Source organism: Streptomyces sp. NPDC001828, assembly GCF_042892175.1.
In the GTDB taxonomy this organism is placed as follows: Bacteria; Actinomycetota; Actinomycetes; order Streptomycetales; family Streptomycetaceae; genus Streptomyces.
Genome location: NZ_JBIATV010000001.1, coordinates 1,273,120 through 1,294,514, shown reverse-complemented (window position 1 = coordinate 1,294,514; position 21,395 = coordinate 1,273,120). Strand labels below are relative to the sequence as shown.

General features: G+C 69.0%; 20 protein-coding genes. 7 read left to right on the top strand and 13 right to left on the bottom strand.

The features are described 5' to 3' along the window. Positions 1-179: 179 nt before the first annotated feature. On the top strand, positions 180-1,670 hold the full coding sequence (locus tag ACFYZA_RS06035) for a dienelactone hydrolase family protein (protein WP_388487627.1): 1,491 nt from the start codon (positions 180-182) through the stop codon (positions 1,668-1,670). An 87-nt stretch (positions 1,671-1,757) separates the two neighbouring features. On the opposite strand, the gene ACFYZA_RS06030 is transcribed toward ACFYZA_RS06035, so the two are convergent. The 7 genes from ACFYZA_RS06030 to ACFYZA_RS06000 form a co-directional block, all read right to left on the bottom strand. Further along, positions 1,758-2,372: a hypothetical protein gene (locus tag ACFYZA_RS06030; RefSeq protein WP_388487624.1), complete on the bottom strand. Its 615-nt coding sequence runs from the start codon at positions 2,370-2,372 to the stop codon at positions 1,758-1,760. A 118-nt stretch (positions 2,373-2,490) separates the two neighbouring features. Beyond that, complete coding sequence (locus ACFYZA_RS06025; RefSeq protein WP_388487622.1) at positions 2,491-4,665, bottom strand: hypothetical protein; 2,175 nt, start codon at positions 4,663-4,665, stop codon at positions 2,491-2,493. Between the two features lie 10 nt (positions 4,666-4,675). Further along, complete coding sequence (locus ACFYZA_RS06020) at positions 4,676-5,086, bottom strand: hypothetical protein (protein WP_388487621.1); 411 nt, start codon at positions 5,084-5,086, stop codon at positions 4,676-4,678. Further along, the gene (locus tag ACFYZA_RS06015; protein ID WP_388487620.1) at positions 5,083-6,663 is read right to left on the bottom strand and encodes a PrsW family glutamic-type intramembrane protease; all 1,581 of its coding nucleotides are present in this window, start codon (positions 6,661-6,663) and stop codon (positions 5,083-5,085) included. The genes ACFYZA_RS06020 and ACFYZA_RS06015 overlap by 4 nt, the downstream gene beginning before the upstream one ends. Then, positions 6,660-6,995 carry a PT domain-containing protein gene (locus tag ACFYZA_RS06010; protein WP_388487617.1) on the bottom strand — a complete coding sequence of 112 codons (336 nt, stop codon included), beginning with the start codon at positions 6,993-6,995 and terminating at the stop codon, positions 6,660-6,662. Before ACFYZA_RS06010 ends, ACFYZA_RS06015 begins: the two co-directional genes overlap by 4 nt. Before the next feature lie 467 nt (positions 6,996-7,462). Next, positions 7,463-8,386 (bottom strand): hypothetical protein, encoded by a 924-nt coding sequence (locus tag ACFYZA_RS06005; protein WP_388487616.1) that lies wholly within the window; start codon positions 8,384-8,386, stop codon positions 7,463-7,465. Then, entirely contained in the window at positions 8,383-9,027 is a 645-nt protein-coding gene (locus ACFYZA_RS06000) for an RNA polymerase sigma factor (protein ID WP_382589454.1), read from the bottom strand. Before ACFYZA_RS06000 ends, ACFYZA_RS06005 begins: the two co-directional genes overlap by 4 nt. A 512-nt stretch (positions 9,028-9,539) precedes the next feature. On the opposite strand from ACFYZA_RS06000, the gene ACFYZA_RS05995 reads away from it, so the two are divergent. Beyond that, positions 9,540-9,710, top strand: a complete 171-nt coding sequence (locus tag ACFYZA_RS05995) for a hypothetical protein (protein ID WP_382589451.1) — start codon at positions 9,540-9,542, stop codon at positions 9,708-9,710. 654 nt (positions 9,711-10,364) lie between these two features. On the opposite strand, the gene ACFYZA_RS05990 is transcribed toward ACFYZA_RS05995, so the two are convergent. Further along, the gene (locus tag ACFYZA_RS05990) at positions 10,365-11,420 is read right to left on the bottom strand and encodes a hypothetical protein (protein ID WP_388487613.1); all 1,056 of its coding nucleotides are present in this window, start codon (positions 11,418-11,420) and stop codon (positions 10,365-10,367) included. Between the two features lie 384 nt (positions 11,421-11,804). Here ACFYZA_RS05990 and ACFYZA_RS05985 point away from each other — a divergent pair, with 384 nt between their 5' ends. Then, on the top strand, positions 11,805-13,094 hold the full coding sequence (locus ACFYZA_RS05985; RefSeq protein ID WP_388487610.1) for an LPXTG cell wall anchor domain-containing protein: 1,290 nt from the start codon (positions 11,805-11,807) through the stop codon (positions 13,092-13,094). A gap of 64 nt (positions 13,095-13,158) precedes the next feature. Then, positions 13,159-14,421 carry an HAD family hydrolase gene (locus ACFYZA_RS05980; protein ID WP_388487608.1) on the top strand — a complete coding sequence of 421 codons (1,263 nt, stop codon included), beginning with the start codon at positions 13,159-13,161 and terminating at the stop codon, positions 14,419-14,421. Here the strand turns inward: ACFYZA_RS05980 and ACFYZA_RS05975 are convergent. From ACFYZA_RS05975 to ACFYZA_RS05960, 4 genes are all read right to left on the bottom strand, one after another. After that, positions 14,370-14,816, bottom strand: a complete 447-nt coding sequence (locus ACFYZA_RS05975; protein ID WP_388487606.1) for a hypothetical protein — start codon at positions 14,814-14,816, stop codon at positions 14,370-14,372. The genes ACFYZA_RS05980 and ACFYZA_RS05975 overlap by 52 nt on opposite strands. A gap of 330 nt (positions 14,817-15,146) precedes the next feature. Beyond that, positions 15,147-15,800 carry a hypothetical protein gene (locus ACFYZA_RS05970; RefSeq protein ID WP_388487604.1) on the bottom strand — a complete coding sequence of 218 codons (654 nt, stop codon included), beginning with the start codon at positions 15,798-15,800 and terminating at the stop codon, positions 15,147-15,149. A 533-nt stretch (positions 15,801-16,333) separates the two neighbouring features. Next, positions 16,334-16,783: a hypothetical protein gene (locus ACFYZA_RS05965; protein ID WP_388487601.1), complete on the bottom strand. Its 450-nt coding sequence runs from the start codon at positions 16,781-16,783 to the stop codon at positions 16,334-16,336. A 381-nt stretch (positions 16,784-17,164) separates the two neighbouring features. Next, on the bottom strand, positions 17,165-17,800 hold the full coding sequence (locus ACFYZA_RS05960) for a TetR/AcrR family transcriptional regulator (RefSeq protein WP_388487600.1): 636 nt from the start codon (positions 17,798-17,800) through the stop codon (positions 17,165-17,167). A 147-nt stretch (positions 17,801-17,947) separates the two neighbouring features. Here ACFYZA_RS05960 and ACFYZA_RS05955 point away from each other — a divergent pair, with 147 nt between their 5' ends. From ACFYZA_RS05955 to ACFYZA_RS05945, 3 genes are all read left to right on the top strand, one after another. Further along, positions 17,948-18,706 (top strand): SDR family NAD(P)-dependent oxidoreductase, encoded by a 759-nt coding sequence (locus ACFYZA_RS05955; RefSeq protein WP_388487597.1) that lies wholly within the window; start codon positions 17,948-17,950, stop codon positions 18,704-18,706. Positions 18,707-18,829: 123 nt separating this feature from the next. Continuing rightward, complete coding sequence (locus tag ACFYZA_RS05950; protein WP_388487595.1) at positions 18,830-18,985, top strand: hypothetical protein; 156 nt, start codon at positions 18,830-18,832, stop codon at positions 18,983-18,985. Positions 18,986-19,065: 80 nt separating this feature from the next. After that, positions 19,066-19,491, top strand: a complete 426-nt coding sequence (locus ACFYZA_RS05945; protein ID WP_388487593.1) for a hypothetical protein — start codon at positions 19,066-19,068, stop codon at positions 19,489-19,491. Between the two features lie 171 nt (positions 19,492-19,662). On the opposite strand, the gene ACFYZA_RS05940 is transcribed toward ACFYZA_RS05945, so the two are convergent. Next, positions 19,663-21,234: an MFS transporter gene (locus tag ACFYZA_RS05940; protein WP_382589667.1), complete on the bottom strand. Its 1,572-nt coding sequence runs from the start codon at positions 21,232-21,234 to the stop codon at positions 19,663-19,665. Positions 21,235-21,395: the final 161 nt, after the last annotated feature.

The following is a 21,395-nucleotide window of genomic DNA, read 5'->3' as shown; positions in this document are numbered from 1 at the left end:
GCCGGGATACGACCTCAGAAGGAGTCCCGCTACCTCCCCGGTCGTAAAACGGCCCCCCGCCCGGCGTGCTCCGTTGCGACTCAGGGCGCACAGGCGGCTTGCCTCCGTGCGACCGCGGCCGCACAAAGGGCATGCCTCGGACGGCGACTCCGGGTGCATACGACGGCGACCGTGGGGCGATGTGGCAGCACGTGCCCCGCGCCGACGATGGCCGGGTGACCGAGATCATCACGGGGCTTTACATGTCCCCTTTGGAATTCCTTGTCCTGCTGGGTGCCGTCGCATTGGTGGTGGCGCGCTGGCTTCCCCACGCCGTCCGCCCACGCGTCACGATCGCCGCGGGAGCGGTGTGCGTCCTTTCCGCGATCGCGCTGAGTGTGATGGGGGTCCGCTGGCAGATGCTGCCGGTACTGGCGGGCGCCGCCCTCGCGTTACCGTTCGCCGTGGCTCCTCTGGTGCGACGTCGTACCGGCCGGCCTGCGTGGCGGGCGCGATGGTGGCTGGCATTGCCGGGATCGTTGGCCTGCGTCGGCCTGATCGCCACGGGCCCGGTAGCCGCCTGGGCCTTCCCCGTCCCCGTGTTCCCCGAGCCGTCGGGACGTTTCGCGGTCGGCACCCGCGTGATGCAGTGGACCGACCCGAACCGCCCAGAGACCGCCACCGCCGACCCGCACGACCGGCGCACCGTCGTCGTCCAACTCTGGTACCCCGCGCGGAAGAGCCCCGCAGGCACGCAGCGGGCGCGGTACCTAGGGCGCACGGAGGACGAGGCGCGCACCGTTTCCGACGCCCTCGCCCGCGCGGCCGGCTTGCCCGGCTTCCTGGTCGACGGCGTCCCTCGTGCCCACACACATGCGGTCTTCAACGCCTCGGTGGCCGACGGGGAGGCACGGTTCCCGCTGGTGCTGTTCTCCCCCGGTTCGGGCGGCGTGCGCACCCAGAACACCGCCTGGGCGGAGGAACTGGCCAGCAACGGCTATGTGGTCGCCGCCCTCGACCACCCGTACGACTCCGCCGCCGTCGTCCTCGACGACGGTCGAACGATTCGCACCACACTGTCCTCAACCGGCGACCGGGACAAGGACGACAAGCTGGCCGCCGACGCGACGGCGGTCCGGGCCGGCGACCTCAGCTTCGTCCTCACCCAACTGGGCCGTCTGGACCGGGGCGAGATCGCCGGCCCGCTGACCGGGCGCCTGGACACCGGCCGGGTCGCGGTGACCGGCCACTCCATGGGTGGGGCTGCCGCGCTGCAGGCCGCCAGGCAGGACGACCGATTCGCCGCGGTCATCGACATCGACGGCTACCCCCACGGCCCCAACTCCCCCTCCCTCGACCGGCCGACGCTCGCGCTCACCCAGACCATCACGTCCGAAACCGACCCGCGCTACATCCCCCGGCTCACTGACGTCCTCAAGCTCAACAGCGCGACGAGCTACCGCCTCACCATCCCCGGCGCCGCCCACCTCAGCTTCACGGACGCCCCCCTGTATCTGCCGCCCGTGCCCTCGATCGTCGGCTCTCTGGGCCGCACCAAGAGCCCCCGCGTCGCCGCCGCAGCCACTCTCGCCTTCCTGGACAGCACCCTGCGGCACAAACCCGGTGACCCGGCCGGCGCGCTCCCGGCCTACGGCGACCTCAGCGTCTACCGCCCGGGCAACAGCCGCTGATCCGCCTTGCCGCGACAGCCCGGTGGCCCGGTGTTCATGAGGTCGCCGGGAGGTTCGGCTCGGGCGATCGCATGGACTGAGCCGTGGCTACGGCCGACCGACCCGCTCCCCTGCGGCTGCTCGGAAGGCTTCCAGCAGGACAGACCCGGGATACGTCCCGAACTCGGCGTACTTCCAGCGGTAGTAGCACGACCAGTAGCTGACCACGCGCCGCTCAGTGCGCGCGAAGAAGGCCGGATTCCGGGCGATGAACTCCCCGTAGAGGCGACGCTGGGCAGAGCCAGGGGCGGACATTCCGGGAAGCCCTCGGACGATGGCCTCAAGGATCTCCAGCACGTACTCGCCGGCCAGCTGCAGGACGAACGGGACCACCCAGGGCTCACCGCACGCCACGATCTGCTCAAGGTGGCGTTGGCGGACCCGACCGTCGTGGTGCCGGGTGTAGAGGCAGTGCAGGATCACCCGCTGGGTTGACGTCAGAGGCTGCTGCCGGTCGGCCTCCGGTTCGTCGTTGTAGATGCGCGAGGGAATGGCGACCGTCTCGCCCTGCACCTCGACCTCGAACGGCGACACCGGCGATACCGGCGACAAACCAGCATCTGGCACCACGGCCAGAACATCCCGCACGTCATCGGCAAGACACGACGGAAAGGCCGCCGCCAGAACGTTCGCGACGTTCGAGGGATCCTGAGATATCTGCACAGGGCAAGGATAGACAGCGCGCCTTGCGGCCCATCGGGCCCGTCCCGGCGTCAGGGGACCGGTCACACGCCGGTGGAGGCCCTCGCCGAAACGTCCGGCGCTCGCGGTGTCCTCCGCATCATGGCGACCTTCGGCGCCGGAGGGCGGATCCGTCGCGGACGAACAGCAGCAGGACTCCCAGGACGGCGACCAGGCCGACGAGGATGCCGGTGCGGCTGCCGGCGAAGCCACGGATGCGTTCCCAGACGCTGGTTTGGGGGGCCTTGGCGGTGTCCGCCAGCCAGAGCGTGCCGTCGGTCGCCTTCGTCGCCCGGACCGCCGACTTGTCGATCGTCTCCGGAAGCCCCGGTATCCGCCGGTTCATGTCCGCAGCACTGAGTTCGGTGGGCTTCAGCTTGCTGAAATCGACGCCACCGGTGCGCATGGTGTACGTGACGACGGTGTCGCCGACCCGGGTGGTCTGCTTGTAGGTGAAGTCCCCTTCGCGGATGGACCTCAGATACGCGTCGTACACCTGCTGCGGCCGCCAGGCTCCGTCCTCGACCGCGGGCCCGAGGCCCCCGGAGCCGATGAGCTTGTCGAACGATGTGGTCTCGCCCTTGTCGTGCCGGTCGCGGATCCACTGAGCCACGATCCGGGCCAGGAACGCCTGGCGCAGCGGGGCGTATTCGGGGGCGGTGTTCACGGCCTGCGCGATCTTCGGAACGACCATTTCCTGTTCCACTTGCGCGTTGCGTGCCGTCTTCTGCGGATCGGCGTTGCAGGAGGCCTGCCCGAGACCGGCGACGTTCTCGGGCTTGGCTTTCACGTCGAGGGTCGCTTTGAGAACGTAGAGCGAGGAACCGTCCTGCCGCACTTCGATATCGCCGGGAACGATCCACATGCGTGACGAATAGCAGACCGGCCCGTCGGAAATGCCGATTCTCCGCCAGTACTCCGCACCGAATGCGGTCTTCGGATCAAGCAGCTTTCCCTCGCTCTGCTTCATCTGCCAGTCCGCCTCAAGCAGGGCGCGCCCGGCATTGGTGCGGCCGAGCTGAGCATCGATGATGCGGTCGGGTTCGCTCGGGTTGAGGTTGACCCAGAACTTGTCGGGGCTCAGCGCAAGCCAGGTCCGCAGGGCAGCCATGCTGTCGGTCAGGGCCTGGCGTCCCGTGCGCGGGTCCTGGCTCTGTTCGTCCTTGGCGGGCTGCCCCGAAAAGGCGTATTTCACCGAGGAGTTGCCGTCGTCCGACAGATAGCGGAGCTGGAGGCTGGAGAAGTCGATGCCTCCGTTCTGCTGTGAGGCGAGTGCCCCGGTGAGGGCGTCCGAACTCGGGCCGCAGGGGCCGGCGGCCATGGGCAGCGCGGAAAGGCCCATGGCCTGCGGGCTGTTCAGATGCGAACAGGGAGATTCGAGGCCCGCCTTGTTGAGGGCCTTGTCGATCTGCTCCCCTGCATGCTTTTTGTACGAGGTCTCCAGTGGGCTTTTGAGGTTCAGCAGTGTCGTGCTGGCAAGCTTGGCTTGCGCTGTCTTGTACGCGTCGTACGGGACGATGAACAGTCGCTTGTCAAAGCTGTAGCCCCACTTTGCGACCTTCTTGACGCACACATTGCAGAAGCCCCGTGGGCCGGCGATCCCGGCACCGGCTTTTCCCTTCATCCACTGGACGACCTCCTTTATCGTCCCGCGTTCGGCGTCGGTACGCGCAATATGGATAAGCGTGTTCGTCATGGTGCGCTCGAACCACTCGTTCATGGCGTCTTCGGAGTGTCGGTCGGATCCTCGGCTGCCGGTGGCGAGTCTCAGCATCTGTTCGTTTCCGTAGGGATCGACCAAAGGCCTGCCAAGCTCTTCGGTGAGCCGGTCGTAGGCGTAGCTCTCGCCATCGAGCATCGTGGCCTGCAGCGGGTACTGCCACGCGGCTGGGGTGCTGGGCTTTCGAATTTCCTCGGGCAGTCGAGACATGAAGTCGTGGTAGCGGTCTCGAACCCACAGCGCGGACTCCGGGATGTCCTTCACCGTCTCGATCCACGAGAAGGTGAAGATCGCCACCTGGGTGTTGATCGGGCGCTGGTCCTTCGGGAGCAGTTCGAACGCCCTCATAGCGAGGTAGAGCTCCTCGCCCAGGGCGTTCTCCACGATCTTGTCGGCGACTTCGGGCAGTTCATCCCCCTTCGGCGACTCACCGGCCTGCACCACGAACGGCCCGTTGACTTCGGACGTCGGGGACGGTTCCGCAACAGCCCGCTGAACTCCCGGAGCGACGGCGGGAGCGAGGATCAGCAGCAGGAGGGCGAGCAGCACGCCCAAGCGCGAGAGGCTACGCCGCACGGTCACGCTCCCCCGTAGGCGGGACGACATTTGTCGCCGCGAAGTAAGCGGCCAGCTCCGGGCGCTGCCCGCCGACGGCTCCCTCGGCTCGACCGGTGTGCAACTGCCGCTCTTCTGCGCCTTGTTCAGCGTGCACTTGCCGCTCGGCCCTGCGGAGTACGAACACACCCGCTGCGGCCAGCGCGCCGAGGGCCAGTACGGCGACGACGACGGCGCCCGTCGCGGACGTGGCGGCCGAGCACGTGGGGTGCGACCGCAGATCCCGCAGGCTGATGGATGGCTTGTAGCCGACACCGACACTGCAGGCCGATGCCGATGGCGCGGTCGGCAGTACGGCGCACAGGGCCAGGACCATGGCCGTGACCAGGCGTGCGGCCAGCCTCCGTCCGGCGCGCGTCACAGCCCCACCGCCTTCGGCTCGCCCTTGGCTCGCATCACTCGTGCCCTCAACTCGGCCCCCTCGTCCGCCATTTCGGGATCGCCACCTGCACGCCAAGCCGCCAAGTCCAGTTGCGCGCACTGGAGTCGGTGCAGTCCCAGTGCGACGCGCCAACCGTGGGCGCGCCAGGTGCGCACCAGCGTCCAGAACCTCAGCGAGGCCGAGGCCAGGATCGGCGCCTCGACGGGCGCGATGTGCCGGGCGTGCGGGCTCACCGGCGATACGGTCCCGGCATACGTGCCCTCCGGCCCGGCGCTCCCGGCATACGTACTCTCCGGCGTGACCGTCCCGGTGTACGCGGTCCCCGAGGGCACGGGCCCGGCGTGCCCGACCTCGGCCGCGAGTGCGTCCCGGAGCAGTCCGGCCCGTGCCCGCAGCCCGACCAGCAGGAGCGCCAACACCAGTGCCAAGAAGGGGAGTTGGGGCACCAGCCAGAAGAGCGGCGAGATCACGAGGGTGTCCAGAGTGCTTCCCGTCTGGATGTGATCGCTCACCTGACCGGCGAGCCAGCCCGAGATGGTCTCGGCCCCGGCCGAGCCGCCGATCCCGGCAAGCAGCCCAGCCACGACGAGCTTCCCCCGTCGCCGGGCTCCAACGGCGGCCCCGAGGCCGGCGCCTACCAGTGCCCCGAACGTCACTTGCCCGCCGAGCAGGCCGATCGACTGGCGGATCCAGTACTCGAAACCGCCGGTGGGGCCGAAGAACGCCCCCAGACTGCCGTAGATCTTGATGAAGAGGATGCTCTCCACGAAGTTGTAGCCGAGACCGACCGCCGCGCCGAGGACCAGGCCCGTCACCATGTCGGTGACACGGTGACGCAACAGCATCAGGAGCAGCGCGACGCCCGCCGCGACGACGAGCCCGTTGGCGAGGCTGAGGTGCACGACCAGCAGGTCCATGGTGTGGCTGAGATTCTTGGTGAAGCCACTGAGGTCGGTCGTGCCCGCCTTGGGTCCGAGGTAGCCGTAGATGGTCCCGAAGCCAAGGCTCGTGTACGCGCGGCCGAGCCCGAAGACGATCAGGGCGCCCCATCCGAAGGCGAGGAGCAACGCTGCCCATGACAGCCGGCCGAACCGCACGGTCGCGCGCAGCGAAAGCAGCACCAGGGCTGTGCTCGGCAGACACAGCAGCGCGATCGGGAAGTAGGTGAACACGACCGTCAGGGGGATCAGCCCGAACGGCAGCAGCAGGCAGCCCAGGGTGATCCACGTCAGGACGATCGCGCGTCGGCCGTCGCCCGGTTCGGCCTTGCGGCGGGTCAGCGCGGCGAAGATCTGAATCGCCGCCCCGGCCGCGATGCCCGCGAGCACGGCCCAGAACACGAGCCGGGGCGTCGAGAGCAGCTTGCCGATCGACCCGGACGAGCCGGGGAGTTCGTAGAAGATGGACAGAGCGGGTTCGTCGGGCAGCAAGTGCGGGCGGATCAAGTTGAGCACCAACTCGATCAAGTAGAGCGCGATGGCCAGCCGCGCGATCAGCAGGGCCCGGGCCCGCAGCACGGGATCGTCACCAAGGGCCACCACGCGCCTCCCGCTCACGACCCACCCCCGATCAAGCCCGGCAGGTCGGTGGGAAGGTCGGTCGGCAGATCTGTCGGGAGATCGGTCGGCAGATCTGTGGGGAAGTTGGTGGGAAGGTCCGTGGGGAGATCGCTGGGTAGGCCGGTGGGGAGGTCCGTGGGGAAGCCGGAGGGCAGGCCGCCGCTACCAGGAGCGGACGGCAGGGGCGGCATGGAGGGCAGCGACGGCAGGGCGGTCGGCAGCCCCGACGGGGTCGGCAGGCTGGGCACGGCTGTGGCGTTCGCCCCGGTCAGATCCACCACGAGCGCCACGGCGAGCATGGTGACGCCGAGCGCACCCCCGATCGTCAACAGCCGTGCATGCACTGGCACTTGATTAGGCACCGATCCTCCGCCCCGTTACACCGTTCGCGTCGTCGGACAGCTGAGCTCTCTGGACGAACAGTCACGCACAGCCCTGCCGCGCAGGGAACCCGGAACGATCCGGGGTCGGCGCGGCTGGGGCCAGGAGGGGTGGGGGCATGCCGTCGCCCGTCGGGCTCAGCCGACGGGCGACGGTTCGGGATGGTCAGGTCCCGGGTGGGATTGGAGGGAGCGGATTCCGACAGTGCAGGTGAGTCGGAGGGTGAAGCTCTGGCTGGGGCTGTGCCAGGCGGTCGGTCGGCGGGCCAGGGCAGACCGTCCTCATGGGCGGGGTTCCCTGAAAGAGGGTCGACCGTGGGCGGGATCTGGCCCGGACCCACGACGTGCCGTTCGCGTTCCACCCCCGCCGCCGGCAGGCAGTCCCCCCGGCAGAAGGCCGGCGGGGGACAGCCGGCTTACTTGTCGCTGCTGAACTGCGGGTCCTTGGCCTGGTTGTAGATCTCCTTGCCCGACGCGTCGTAGGCGTGGACGTAGGGGCTCGGGCCCATGAAGTGGGGGCCGGGAGGGGTGTCCGAGGAGAGCGCGGCTCCGTAGACGAACGCGCCGCCCGCCATGCGAGCCGGGTACTGCTTCAGGTCGGCACCGTAGCTGATGGTGATCTTGGCGATGCCGGGCGTGTAGTGTCCGGCGCCGAGCATGAGGTACTTCCCCTTGCCGGCGGGCGCGAGCATGGAGTCGAAGTACTCGACCGTATGACCGGTCCCCCACAGGCGGTCGTTGATGAATGTCGGCGGCGAGTCCTGACTCGTGCCCTTGTCGCCCTTCGACTGGCACTGCACGTACTGCTCGGCGGAGTTGACCGCCACGACCACGCCGTCCCAGTCCTGCGAGGCGACGGGCGTGCGGACCGCGATCACCGCGTGGTACTTCGACGCGTCCGACCCGAGGCAGGAGGACAGGATCCTGGTGACGGTCCCGGCGTCGATCGGGGTCGTCGACCCGTCGGTGATGGTGAAGGCGTCGCCCTTGGGCGCCGTCGCGTCGCGGCCCGAGGACGGCGCCGAACCCGCTCCCCCGGACGAGGCGCCGTGTGACGCGCTCGAGTTCGGTGCCGGACTGGAACTCGCCGGCCCTACCCCGCCATGTGCGGGGCCGGCGACGCTCGGCTTGGCGTCCCCCGTCCCGCCGAGGGCGAATACGGTCGCGACGCTCAACGCCGCCACACCGGCACCGACCCCGAGCGGCACTCCCCATCTGCGGCGCAGCGAAGTCTCGTTGTCCTGTGGACCGATCATCATCAGTAGTTCCTCTCGGGTCCGCCGCTGGTTCGGCAGATCACGATCGGAAGGAGCCGCGGGGATGCCCTGCATGTCGTTCATCGTGCGACCTCCTTCGCGTTGACGGGATGCTTGGAACTGAACGGCGCCGCGACCGCGGCTCCGCCGAGGTCGGCCCCCAGCCTCCGCCGCGCCCGGTGCAGTCGGGACTTCACGGTGCCGACCGCCACCTTCAGCACTGCCGCGGCCGCCTGCTGGTCGAGTCCCGACCAGACGCAGAGTTCGACCACCTCGCGTTCGTGCCGCGGCAGCCGGCCCAGCGCCCGGTGGATCTCCGACATGCGGCGCTCGTCGTCGATCCGGCCCGCGACGCGGTCCGCGTGGTCGCCCACCGACTCGTCATGCGAGACAAGCCGGTGCAGCAGTGCTTCGGCCCGTCTCAACCGCCGCCTGGTGTTCGACAACTGGCCGTTGGCGATCCCCAGCAGCCACGGCAGCGCCGAGTCGCGGTCGAGCACCGTCTCCGATCGCCGTCGCCAGGCATGCAAGAACACGGCCGACGTGAGGTCCTCGGCCTCGGACCAGTCGGCCGTCCGCCGGAACAGATGGTTGTAGACGGTCTTGCCGTGACGGTCGAAGATCCGACCGAACGCCTCGCGATCGCCGTCGACAGCCCTCGCCCACAGCTCCCGGTCGGATATCTCACCGACCGGTACGGCAAGACCAGCGTCGTTCAGTTCCATGACCTGTCCATGTCCGGCACTCGGCCGAAGGTTCCCACTGAGCGAAGTCCGTTCCGAGAGGCAGCTGTAACCTGCCGCGAAATCATGCCTCTTGATGGCATGTCCTTGCTTGAGCCCATTTCGCATTCGTGGCGACGCGGCGCCGGACCAGCACGAGCCGGCGATACCTCATGGGGCCGCTGTCGGTCTGCGGACCGGGCCCCGGCTCATGCCCGCCGGACGGTGCCGGCGCCTCGTGTCCCTCACCGCCGTGCTGGGGGCGAGCCACCGAACCCGTGACGCGCGGCTGAGGCCGTCAGCCCTCACAGGCACCGGAGATTAGGGTCAACAGGGCACCAGCCAATCCGAGGACCAGCATTTGGAGGCTGACGTGACCCGCTTCCCGGTCGAGCACCTGACTCTCCGCGCGGGTCTCACCGTTCGGGGTCTGGGCCCGCGTGCATGGGGGTACTGGGTCTTTTCGACGGTTCGTGCACTGCGGGTTGTTGCTGCTGGACATTGAAAGGAACGTCATGGGTGTCTTCGGGTGGATCCACAACCGGACCGAGCAGAAGATGGAAGAGGCGCGCGTGGAGGCGTACGACAAGGCCATCGCCCGAGGCGCCGGCGAGGCAGAGGCGAACGCCGAAGGCGAACGGGCCGCGAAGCGCCGCCGGAGGATCCGTCGGGCCACCCTGTCGTGAGTCCCCTTCAGCAACCGCGCGGGAGCAAGTGACGGGGGGCGCTCGCCCAGCGGTACCAGTGCGGCGACCGCCGCACTGGCGCGACGGCGTCAGATGATCTCGAACGCGGTCTGAAGGCGACGAGCCAAGCGCGCCGAGCCCTCCGAGCGCCTTCCCGTATCCCGCTGACGTCCAGGCCCCGTAGGCGGGCGAGGTCCGTTCCCCGCGCATAGCTGCGGGATGGTCCACCGCCGGCCTTACGACGGAAGCCCCCGAATGCGGGATTCATGGGGCCGCAGCGCCTTCGTACCGTAGTACGCAACCGCATCACGGCCTGCCCCAGCGTGGGGGTGCGGAACGTGCTGATCTCGATGGGCACCGAGTTCGTGGATCTGGACTCGAAGGAGCAGGTCACCCACATCGGCGCGGTTGGCCTCGGCTTCCCTGCGCAGGCCCGCGCAAACGGAACAGTCCTGATCACTGAGCACCCTGGCCTCCTCATCCTTCAACGCGCCCCCGCGATACGCCAGTTGCCCCGCGCACGGGACTTCCACGCTCGCCCCTCATCGCGTTCCCCCGAAAGAGACTCGCTACGGGCCGCCCGGCAAACGAGGACAAAGTGGATGCGTACGTCCTCCTACAACGGCCCTCGGCATGCTTCCAGGACGGGAAGTGTCAATCGTCGCTCCGCGCCCACTGCGCGGCCCGGACCGTCCCCTCCTGGATCTCGTGCTGGGGCAGTCGGAGGTCGAATACCTCCTCCAGGGCGTGGAAGTACAGCTCGAACTCGCTGATGAGTTCGGGGTGGTCCAGTTCGGCACGGCGTACGGCCTGATTGAGGAAGTCGAGCTGACCGCCTCGGAAGTAAGGGGCACAGCCGCGCTCGTACCAGATCAGCTCCAGGACGCCCCAGTCGTCGTCGATGCGGCGGCCGTCGCGCATGTAGTCGAACGTGTAGATGGCCTTCGCGGAGGTGGCTGTCAGGCGCACCGTCTCGGTGACGCCGAGCTGGGCCAGCGCCTCAGGAGCGGGTCCGAATCCGGGGGCCTCGTGGTACATCAGGAACGCCCAGCTTCCGGCCTGGCCGAAGCAGCAGGTCTCCCCGACGATGTCCCAGAAGTCGCGGGTCCCGGCGTCCGTGCCGCGCAGGTCCGCAAGAGTGGTTCCGCCGGCTATCTGAGCGGGGTCGGCTCCGTAAAGCAGGGCGATCCGTTCGGCACTGATGTTGTCGCCTCGGAAGAAGGCCAGGTGGGTGTAGGGATCCTGCTCCCGCCAGCTCTCGGCGATCCAGGCGAGGCCCTCCAACGGGTCGCGTCCGCACGGCCGGGAGGGCTGCGCGCCGGCCATGCCGCCGTTGCGGAATCTGCTGCCCCAGATCGGGTCGATCCGGTCGAGCAACTCGGCCTGCCTGACGACGAGTTCGCCGTCCGGACCGCAGCCCGAGGACATCGCGGTGCGCTCGGCGAGCTTGCGGACGGCGTCCTCTGCGGCGAAGTACAGCACCTGGTCCAAGTCCTGGGTGGCGAAGACCTCCCGGTAGGGGCCGATGTGACCACGCACCGTCCCGTCGTCGTCCAGCACGAGGAAGAGTCCACCGCCCGGCTCAACGACACGCTGCTCGTACTGCTCCCGTGAGGTGCCGGTGGGCGGAAGCATCGCGTCGTCGAGCAGGTCGGAGCCCGCGACCACCTCGTGCCAGGCCTGCTTGAGTGTGTACGCCGTGATCTGCATGGGCGTCAGTATGCGACCGAGCACTGACACAGCCGGCCGACCTGCGACGACGCGGATCCGGCCGCCCGGCCAGGGGGTCGGCACTGATGCCGCGTGGGAGCCACAGGTACGCGTCGTGCCGGGATACCGCACCCCGCCGTCGCGCCGGGAGCGGCACCCGGCGCGTCCCACACATCCTCGTGACATCGCTCACAGGAATTTCACAGGCAGCGGGGGCAACCTTCCGCAATTGCCCGAATTCTGACCCGCGAGGGATCCGCAACGCGGCTATATCTCCTATTGGTTGCGCTCATTGGCACCTACGATTCACGAACTGTCGCACCTGCGTGGAGTACTGCCGCCGTGCGACATCCCATTTTCTTCAGACCCAGAAGAGGGCTGTACGTGCAGATACGTCGAATTCTCGCTACAGCGGTCGTGGCCGCCGTGACCGCTCCCGCCGCGATGCTGTCCGTCTCACCGGCATTCGCCGACACCAAGTCGGCCAACCAGACTCAGAACAAGCCTTCCGTCGCCGAGCTGGAGCAGGCCGTCAAGGGCGCCCAGAAGGCGTACGACGACGCCGTCGTCGCCGAGAAGGCCCTCGTCCAGGCGCTGACCGACACTCAGGTTCCCACCTACCCGCTGCTTGCCGCATTCAACGCCGCGCAGAAGACGGCGGATGAAGCGGAGGGCAAGAAGTCCGCGGCGGACAAGGCCGTCACTGAGGCGAAGGCGAAGCTCGCCGCTGCCGTGAGCGACGAGGACAAGTCCGCCGCGCAGCAGGCGCTCACCGGGGCCGAGGCAGCCGCCAAGGCCGCCGCCGACGCGAAGTCCACCGCCGACCAGAACGTGGCCGCCGCGAACAAGGCGCTTTCCGACGCGCGGGTCGAGATCTCCAAGAAGATTTACAAGGCGCAGAACGCGATCACGGACACTCGCGCCAAGAAGGAGGCTGCGGAGAAGGCTCTCGCCGACGCCAAGAAGGAGACGGGCGGCGAGGACTGCGTTCCCGCCGGCGGGCTGACCGCCGCAGCGGTCGGGCTTCCCTCCAAGATCCCCGCCGGGGCGTCGGTCGACTTCACCCTCCGCCTGGCCAACAGCACGGGCCGCACCCTCGACCAGGTCTTTCCGATCGCCTACCCGCACGCCACGGACAAGAGCGGCACCAAGACCGTCGACCACCTGCTGCACCTGCAGTGGTCCAACGGCACGGGCTGGCACGACTTCAACGGCGAGCACCACGCCGGCGCCGTCAAGGCGCTCAAGACGGGTGCGGGGACCGACGTCAAGCTGCGCCTCACCATCGACGCCTCGGCTCCCGCCCAGGGCACGGGCGTCGTCTTCATCAACGCCGACTACACCAACAACGACGGGTCCTGCGGTGGGGTCCCGGACTCCGGCATGTACCCCTTCCAGATCACCGCGGCGGGCAGCAAGCCTTCCACCGTTCCGGCCAAGCCGGAGCCCGCCACGTCGACCCAGGGCAGCAAGTCCCCGGCCCCCGTCGCAGCCAACGGCAGCACGGGCGGCACGGGCGGTACCGAGGGCGCCGGCAGCACCAACGGCTCGCTCGCCAAGACCGGCTCCTCCTCCGCGATGCCGCAGCTCGCCCTCGCGGGTGGTGCCGCGGTCGTCCTCGGCGGCGGTGCCGTGTACCTCGTGCGTCGCCGCAAGGCCGCCGACAACGCCTGACCTCACCCCTGAACAGCCGTGCCCGCTCGCCGGCGATGGTGAGCGCGGAGCGCGCTGAAGGGGTATGCGTCAGCCGAGCAGGCGGCTGATATTGGCCGCCTGCTCGACCAACGGCGTCGCGCGCCGCCGCGAGTTTCGCCCGGTTCCGGCCGATCGCCGTGTTCTGGTACGCCGATTCCACCGCGAACCGGACCCCGACCGGGTTCGTGTCGTGCTGGCGGGAACTGTCCACCTCCGCCTCGACAAGCTCCGCGCGGTGGCCCATCCCCTCACCGGGCACGCCGACACCCCGCCGCTTTCAGCGACGCACCCCTGGGGGTGTGGTACCCGTACCCGTGCCAGTGCCCGTGCCCGTGCCCGTGCCCAAAAAGGGTTCGACCAGTGGGTATTCGTTTACCAGACTGGGCCGGTGCAGACACCATCAGCCTCTCCCGCCAACATCCGTGCCATTCTCTTCGACTCGGGCGGCGTGCTGATGCAGCCGATCGGCGGTCGTTGGAACCCGCGAGCCGACTTCGAGCAGACCGTCCTCGCCCATGCCCCGTCGATCACACCGGACAAGTTCGCGGCGGCCATCCGTGCGGGCGACCACTTCTTCGACGCCTCTCCCTCGACACCTGACTACGACGAATACCACCGGGTGATGCTCCATCACCTCGACGTGGACCCGACGTCGCAACTTCTGGCCGACCTCCGCCGCGAAGTCCCCCCGGCCGCGTTCCTGGAGACGTACCCGGACGTCGTGGAGACCCTGGACGAGTTGACTCGGCGGGGGGGTGCGGATGGCCATAGTGTCCGACGCCTGGCCCGATCTCCCGGACCTCCACGCCGGACTCGGGATCGGCCACTACTTCGAGGCGTATGCGATCTCCGCGGTCCTCGCTGCGACAAGCCGGATCCGCGCATGTACCACCATGCCAGCGCCGCGCTGGACCTCCCTCCCGCACAGTGCCTGTTCATCGACGACGACCCCGACCTGGTCGCCGCGGCGATCGAACTCGGCTATGAGGGACGCGCACTGTGCCGGGACTCGGCCGTCCCGGACGTGCCTTCGATCACCTCCCTGACCGAACTACTCGATTTCTTCTGTCAGTTCCGACCCCGGCCCTGCTGGGGTGTGCCCGCTGCGCTGGGGTGTGCCCGCTGCGCGGCGACGGAGCTTGGGGCGTCCTCGGGGCCGGCCGAGGCGTCGGCCCCATGCGACGCGTCAACTCACTTGCAAGATGGGCGCGTTGGGCATCCGGCCCGCCATGAAGCGCTCCGACGCCGTCCCTGTCAGGCGCCGGTCGCTGTACGCCCAGGGCGTGCCGGGGCGCACAGGGCGTAGAGGACGAAGGTGTCGATGGCGATCAGGATGACTGCCCAGAACGGGTAGTACGGGAGCCACATGAAGTGCGCGATCAAGCTCAGGCCCACGACAACGACGGCAACCGCTCGCGCCCATACCGCTCCGGACAGCAGCGCGCAGCCGGCGAGGAGCACGACGATCCCCACGATGAGATGAATCCATCCCCAGCTCGTCAGGTTGAACGTGAAGGCGTAGTTCGTGGTCCGGACGAAGAGATCGTCCTTGGCGATGGCGGCGATTCCTTCGAGGATTGCCATGGCTCCGCCGATGATCATCATGATCGCCGCGAAGTAGACCCACCCGGACTGCGGCTCATGCGACGGCCTGCTGTCGCGGGTTTGCCGGGCCTGCGGCTCGTTCACACTGCCGGCCATAGTGCCTCCATGGTCAGGGGAGTCGCTCAGGCCTACGGAGCAGGTCTGTCGGCAGCTCCTCTCCCAGCGTTCCACGACAACCCAGGTCCCGCTCCTTGTGCCGCCGTGGGCCGCCTGGCCCCGGGAGGAGCGGAGGCTGCCCGGCCCGGCGAGGGCCGGTTCAGGTCGCGGGTGCAGCGGGGCGGGCGGCCGTCTGCACGGCGTCCCGCGCCGGCCCGGGCAGCCGTCTACACGGCTCGTCGCCGTCCTCGAATCGTGCGGTCACATCAGGGCGATGCGGGGCTCGACCGTGTCGAGGGCGACGACCGACGAGACGTGCCGGGTTGCGCCCTAGCCCGTTTCGCCGACAATGCCACTCACACCCGTGCGCTCGACCGTGGAGACGACCCGGACCAGCGCGGGAGCGCTAGGGGCGGAGCCGAAGCCGAACCGTACGGGCGGGGAGACAGGGGCGAGCGGGCCGAGGTCGTTACCGTCGAACCGGGCCCGGGCGGTGACGATCGGCAGGAGGTCACCGGCCGCGTACCACTGACGGCACCCCGGGCGGGAACTCCCCCGGGTCCGGACACCGGCCATCAGCCGGGAGGGCACGTCCGACACGGCCGCCCACAACGGCCTTCTGGCCAGCGATCGTGGAACCACCCGTAGAGCAAGACCCAGCGCGCTCCGACGCCCGACGGTGAACCGCAGGTCCAAAGGGCCCGCCGCGACATCCCACACACCGTCACGCACGCTCACCCGCACCGCAACGCTTCGGACCTCATCGAAGTGATAGACCGACGACACGTACTCGGCCGTCTCGGCGGTCGGCGCCAGGAGCATCCGCCATCCATCGGCGCGCTCCAGCATCACGTCGCTGAACGAACCGAACGGGGACCGGGGCCAGTGGCCCACCACCACCCGCGTTCCCGAACCCGTCCCCACAGCAGCGATCCATCCATCAAAGGTCAGCCGTTCGCTATCCACCCCGCCTGCATACCGCACGCTCCTCCTGATCGGGTGCTCGGCGCCCCGAGCCAGTGCCACCAGCGTCCGGGATCACCCGAAGCCCCTCCCCCGGCACCAGACGTCTCCAGTGCATCGGCCGCACCGGTGGTTGGGGCAGGCAGGGCGAAGGGGGACTCTGCCAACTGACCATATTGGGCCGCGAGTTGGTGACCCTGGCCACGCTTGGCGTCTACCAGAGTGGACGAGGGTCGCGGAGCGCCTCCGGCGTCTGGTCGGGCAGGCATCTACCCTGGTCGATCGATCGCGTGCGTCGTCGAGATTCGAGGCGGTCGCGGTCTTCTCTGTTACCGGTTCCACCCAACTACGACTTCGAACCCGACCCGGGCATGCTGCTGCGAAACGCCCCTCAAGTAACGCTCCGACTGCGGAAGTTGGCCCGAAAAAGCCGGAGCGACGACAGCGCAGGCGCCGCCGGAGGGCAGGCACCTGCGTTGCACTGCGGCGAGCGCGATTCAGGACTCAGCACTACGCCAGGTCTAGCGCTCCGCCGCGATCGGCATCAGGAGCGATCAGGAGCGAATGGTGAGCCATGCGCCGAGACCGCTGCACCCGCGCGCGTCATACGTGGTGCTGCGGTAGCCCGCCGGGATGGGCGAGTACGGGCAGGTCCAGATGCCGTTGCGCACCAACTGGTGGTACCAGCCGCCCACTCCGCTGCAGCCGTTGCGGTCGTAGTTGGTGATGACGTAGCCCGACACGATCGGCGACCCCGAGCAGGTCCATATCCCGTCACGGACGGGCTGCTGCAACCACGCGCCCGTGCCGTTGCAGCCGCTGCTGTTGAACATCGTGATGACGTATCCGGGCGGAACCGCCACCCCGGGGCAGGTCCATCCCCCCACCGCGGCGGTCCGCGCGCCACTGTCCGCGGCGCCCGCCGTGCCGGCGCCCGCGCCGGTGAACACCGCCGCTATCAACGCGACGGCCCCCACCATCGCGGCCATCCTGCCGCGGAACACCGCTGTCAGGGAACGGCTCCATCTGTGTCCGGCTTGACCCTTCACTGCACACCAGCCCTCTCGGTTCGCTCAGTTGATGCCGGCCGGCGCCGTCCATGGACAGCACCGGCCAGTCGCCCCGTGATCAAGTCGAGGCGTCAGAGGCGAACCTAGACGTCCAGAGGCTCACGCCACCCCAGCCCGTTTCGCGGGTGATCGATTCCAGCCACTGGCGATGCGGTCGGGAGCGTTGCCCACGGCCCTCAGTGGCGGCACCTGGACGACCACGCTCATCGGCAGTCACCGGCTGAGGGCTGGCGCTACGAGGCCCCGCACGCTCGCGGCTCGGCCCCGCGAACCCCCGCAGCGCTGGGTGGCGGCGTACGAATTCCAGCCCCTGGATCAGGCTGGTCGATCGGAGGCGTACCGGGCGAGCGTGGTCTCCACCGCCTGCTCGACGGCGTAGCGGATGTCAGAGGCCGAGGGGTCCCAGTCGGTCAGCAGCATGCGGGGCCACAGGACGTAGTTGGCGATCATCCCGAGGAACTGGTTGGCGGCGCTCCCGGCGTCCGGGACGTCGGCGTTGCCGGCCTCGTGCTCCGACTCCAGGTAGTGCTGGACCGAGGTGAAGTAGGGCAGCTTGCCGAGCTGGAACTGCATCTGCCCCAGTTCGGGGAAGCGGGGCAGCTCGGCGATGACGATGCGGAACAGGGCCGTCATGCCGGGCCGGCCGATGAGGTCGGCGTAGCGGTGGCCGATGGAGGTCAGGCCGGAGCGCAGGTCTCCGGCCTGAGGCCGCGCGACCGTGTCCGTGGTGTCGCGCTGCCAGGACTCGGTGACGATGGCCTCGAAGAGGGCTGCCTTGGTGGGGAACTGCTTGAAAAGGGTGGACTTCGAGACGGCCGCCCCTTCGGCGATACGGGCGAGAGAGGTTCCGTCGTAGCCGCGGTTCAGGAAGAGGTCCGTGGCCGCGGAGATGATCGCCTCACGCTTCTGCAGGGCGAGACGGCGGTGGTGTGCGGAGAGCTCTGCTGCCATGCGTGCAGTATGCCCCAGATCCGAGGCGAGTCACTTGACTCGCCTCTCTTGGCGTGCCTACGCTGCGATGGAAAGGCGAGTCAACCGACTCGCCTCTGATGGCGGCGCCCGGTGTCTCTCTGGTGCCGTGCGATGAGGGAGCAGCTGATGACAGCCGACAGGATCGCTTTGGTGACCGGGGCGAACCGTGGCCTGGGCCGGAGTACGGCTCTCGCGCTGGCGGCGCGCGGGGTGCGGGTCGTGGTCACTCACCGCGGTGATGTGGCGGGGGTCGAGGAGACCGCACGGCAGGTGCATGGCGCGGGTGGAACTGCCGCTGTCATACGTCTCGATATCAGCGACATCTCCTCTTTCGGAGCTTTCACTTCCGAGCTGAGCGCACTGCTTCAGCGCTGGGGGGCCTCGCGGCTCGACATCGTGGTCAACAACGCGGGGGTTGGCGTCTTCGGTCCGCTGGAAGCTGTTACGGCCGACGACTTCGACACGGTGTTCGGCACGAACGTACGGGGCACGTTCTTCCTCATCCAGTCGCTCATGCCGCTGCTGGCCCAGGGCGCCCGGGTCATCAACGTCTCGTCGTCGTTGACTCGCCACACCAGTCCCGCGACGTCGGTCTACTCAGCTTCGAAGGCCGCCGTCGAGGCTCTGAGCCGCACTCTGGCCGCAGAGCTCGGCCCCCGAGGCATCCGGGTCAACTCCATTGCCCCGGGACCGACCGCCACCGACTTCAACGGCGGTGCCATGCGGGATGACGCCGACATGCGCCAGGGTCTGGCCGGGCAGACCGCGCTCGGCCGTGTCGGCGAACCCGAGGAGATCGGCGACGCCATCGCCACGCTGGCGTCGGAGGACCTGCGCTGGATGACGGCCCAGCGCATCGAGGTCTCCGGCGGCATCCTCCTCTGAGCGACCGGGCGGGCCTGCCCGCGGCCATGCCGGATTCATTCCGCGCGGTCCCGTCCTCGTCCAGCTGCGGGGCATCCGGGGTCGCGCGGCGGGGGCAGGACGCCGGCGGCCCGGGTCGAGGCGGTGACGCTGCAGCGGCCGAGCAGGTTGCTCATCCCCGGCACCGCCGACGCCGCCCACCTGGGGGCCAACATCGCGGTCACCGAGATCGCGCTCGACGCCGCGCCCCTCACCACCCTCGACCGCATCAAGTGCCGCTCCAGAGTTGCCATCGGCTGACCGGGACCGGCATGGCCCAGGCCGCCCGCACACCCCCGCCGACCCGCTGGTTCACAGCCCGCCTGCCCCCGGGACAGATCATGACGGACGTGAACGCCCAGCCACTATGCGCGGCTCTCCAACCGCTGCGTGAAGCTGCCCCGGTGAACAGCGACGCGATACAGGTCGGCATGGAACTGGAGTGGGCCAAAGCCGCACTCGAGGAGGAGGAAGATACTGCGGACCTCCTGGATACCGACAACCTCGGCGGCGTGCTGAGCGCGTATCCAGCCCCCGGAGGCCTGCTGGTCTGGGGCAGTTCGTTCGAAGGGGACACCTTCCTGTGGACTACGGACGGCACCAGCCCCCAGGAGTGGAAGGTGACGGTCGCGACCCACAACAGCGACTGGTGGCACTACACCGCGGGAGCGGTCCAGTTCACAGCCGACCTGATCTCCGGAACCCTCGAACCCTGGGGACTTCCTCGTGTGCGCCCCGAAGTCGTAGCGGTCGCCGGCGGAGCGTAGGCCTCGCGCGGGACCACGGTCGTCGGCCTGCGGCTCGGCCCGGACGGCTCCCCCAGCCTGAGCCACCGGACAGCATCGGCACCCCGCCACTTGGGCAGCGCCGCACGGCCACCACGGCCGGCGGCCTAAGTGACCGGCCCGGTAGGCCAGTTGCTCGCGGCCGGGACCGCGTCAGGCGCTTGCTCGGTGCTCGTCCCGGGGTGGGGACGGCGGAGCGGTCCGGGCCGCCCGGGGGCCGCTCTCGGGGGTGGCCGGGACCCCCTTGCCTCCGGGGTGGCGCAGGGAGATGAGGAAGGCGATGCCGAGCGCGATGGCCATGCCGTAGAAGACCCACTGGTTGGCCTGGGCGAAGTCCATCCGCACGCTCGACATGGCGTCACGCGCGGCACTCGCGGCCTGCCCGGTGCCGGTCGGCACACGGGCATCGCTGTTGCCCGTCACCGCCTCGGCGATCTGCTGGGCGACTCGGTTCGCCGTGGCCGGTGGCTGTCCTTGGGACGTGAGCGTCGAGACGACGTTTTCCGTCATGCGGTGGGTGAGAAGCGTCCCCAGGACGGCGAGGCCCACACTCGCCGCGTAGTTGCGTACCGTCTGCGTGATGCCCGTTACCTCGCCGTAGGAGGCTCCGATGGCACGGTTGACCGCGTCCGTGGAGGCGGGCGCGAGGATGAAACCGATACCCGCACCGGCAAGAGCGACGTAGGGCCACTGGTCGTGCATCGACAGGTGGGTCAACTTGCCTGCCCACAGGGCGAAGCCGACGGCGCCCAGGAGGGTGCCGATCTTCATGGCCGGCCGGGCGCCCTGCTTGTCCAGCATGCGGCCGCCCCACTGGGAGGCGATCGCGAAGCCCGCGAAGAAGTACAGCAGGTACAGCGCCGCCTGGTTGGGAGAGGCGCTGAGCGAGACCTGTGCGTAGACCGAGGAGAAGAAGAAGACGGGGACGAAGGCCAGCATGGCGAAGAACAGCACGAGAGCGTCCACGGTGAAGGCCTTGTCGCGGAACACCGCGAGGTTCACCAGCGGGGACCGCTTGTTCCGCTCGTAACGCCAGAACAGCACCAGCACCAGCAGGCCGCCCGCGATGCAGCCCCAGGTCGCCGCGCTGTCCCAGCCCCAGGACGCGGCCTGCTGGAAACCCAGGACGCTCAGGCCCATGCCGACCGCGATGAGGACGGCACCGACGCCGTCCAGCGTCTCGTCACGTCGCCGGTTCGCGATGCGCGCCATCATGGTCAGGACGAGGGCCACGACGGCGACGGGCACGTTCACCCAGAAGATCGCCCGCCAGGTCCAGTCCGTGAGCCACCCGCCCAGCAGCGGGCCGATGGCCGTCAACGCGCCGGACAGTCCGAAGAACAACGCCAGGGCACGGCCACGCCTCTCCACCGGAAACACAGCCACCACCACGGCCAGGGCCGCTGGGAACAGGAGCGCCGCTCCCAGACCCTGGGTCGCACGGAAGAGGATCAACCAGCTCTGGGCGAAGTCCCCCTTGGGTACGCAGCCGCAGAGCACGGACGAGATGACGAACACCAGGGTGCCGATGATGACGATCCGGCGTGGCCCGAAGAGGTCCGCCAGGCGACCGCCCAGGGCGAAGAACGCCGCCAATGACAGCAGATAGGCGTTCACCACCCACTGCATCCCCGACGAGGACAGGCCCAGCTCGTTGACGATGTCCGGAGCCGCGATGGAGACGATCGTCTGGTCGATGAACGTCATCGAAACCGCGAACAGCATCGCCGCGAGGGCCAGTGTCTGGTTCGGGGTCCTGGGCGCCGGTTCGACGACTGCGCCCTGAGCCGAAGGGGAGCCACTCACCAGTACATTGTCGGCCGCCTCGCGAGGCCTCGCATCCTCAGGACGATCACCGAACGTCTCCGCGCTGTTACCGCATCTCC

Bases quoted from the DNA above. Each gene is read 5' to 3' on its own strand.
- ACFYZA_RS06035 (WP_388487627.1), top strand. From the start codon at position 180: ATGTGGCAGCACGTGCCCCGCGCCGACGATGGCCGGGTGACCGAGATC.
- ACFYZA_RS06005 (WP_388487616.1), bottom strand. From the start codon at position 8,386: ATGAACGACATGCAGGGCATCCCCGCGGCTCCTTCCGATCGTGATCTG.
- ACFYZA_RS06000 (WP_382589454.1), bottom strand. From the start codon at position 9,027: ATGGAACTGAACGACGCTGGTCTTGCCGTACCGGTCGGTGAGATATCC.
- ACFYZA_RS05995 (WP_382589451.1), top strand. From the start codon at position 9,540: ATGGGTGTCTTCGGGTGGATCCACAACCGGACCGAGCAGAAGATGGAA.
- ACFYZA_RS05990 (WP_388487613.1), bottom strand. From the start codon at position 11,420: ATGCAGATCACGGCGTACACACTCAAGCAGGCCTGGCACGAGGTGGTC.
- ACFYZA_RS05980 (WP_388487608.1), top strand. From the start codon at position 13,159: ATGCGTCAGCCGAGCAGGCGGCTGATATTGGCCGCCTGCTCGACCAAC.
- ACFYZA_RS05975 (WP_388487606.1), bottom strand. From the start codon at position 14,816: ATGGCCGGCAGTGTGAACGAGCCGCAGGCCCGGCAAACCCGCGACAGC.
- ACFYZA_RS05960 (WP_388487600.1), bottom strand. From the start codon at position 17,800: ATGGCAGCAGAGCTCTCCGCACACCACCGCCGTCTCGCCCTGCAGAAG.
- ACFYZA_RS05955 (WP_388487597.1), top strand. From the start codon at position 17,948: ATGACAGCCGACAGGATCGCTTTGGTGACCGGGGCGAACCGTGGCCTG.
- ACFYZA_RS05945 (WP_388487593.1), top strand. From the start codon at position 19,066: ATGACGGACGTGAACGCCCAGCCACTATGCGCGGCTCTCCAACCGCTG.
- ACFYZA_RS05940 (WP_382589667.1), bottom strand. From the start codon at position 21,234: ATGCTGTTCGCGGTTTCGATGACGTTCATCGACCAGACGATCGTCTCC.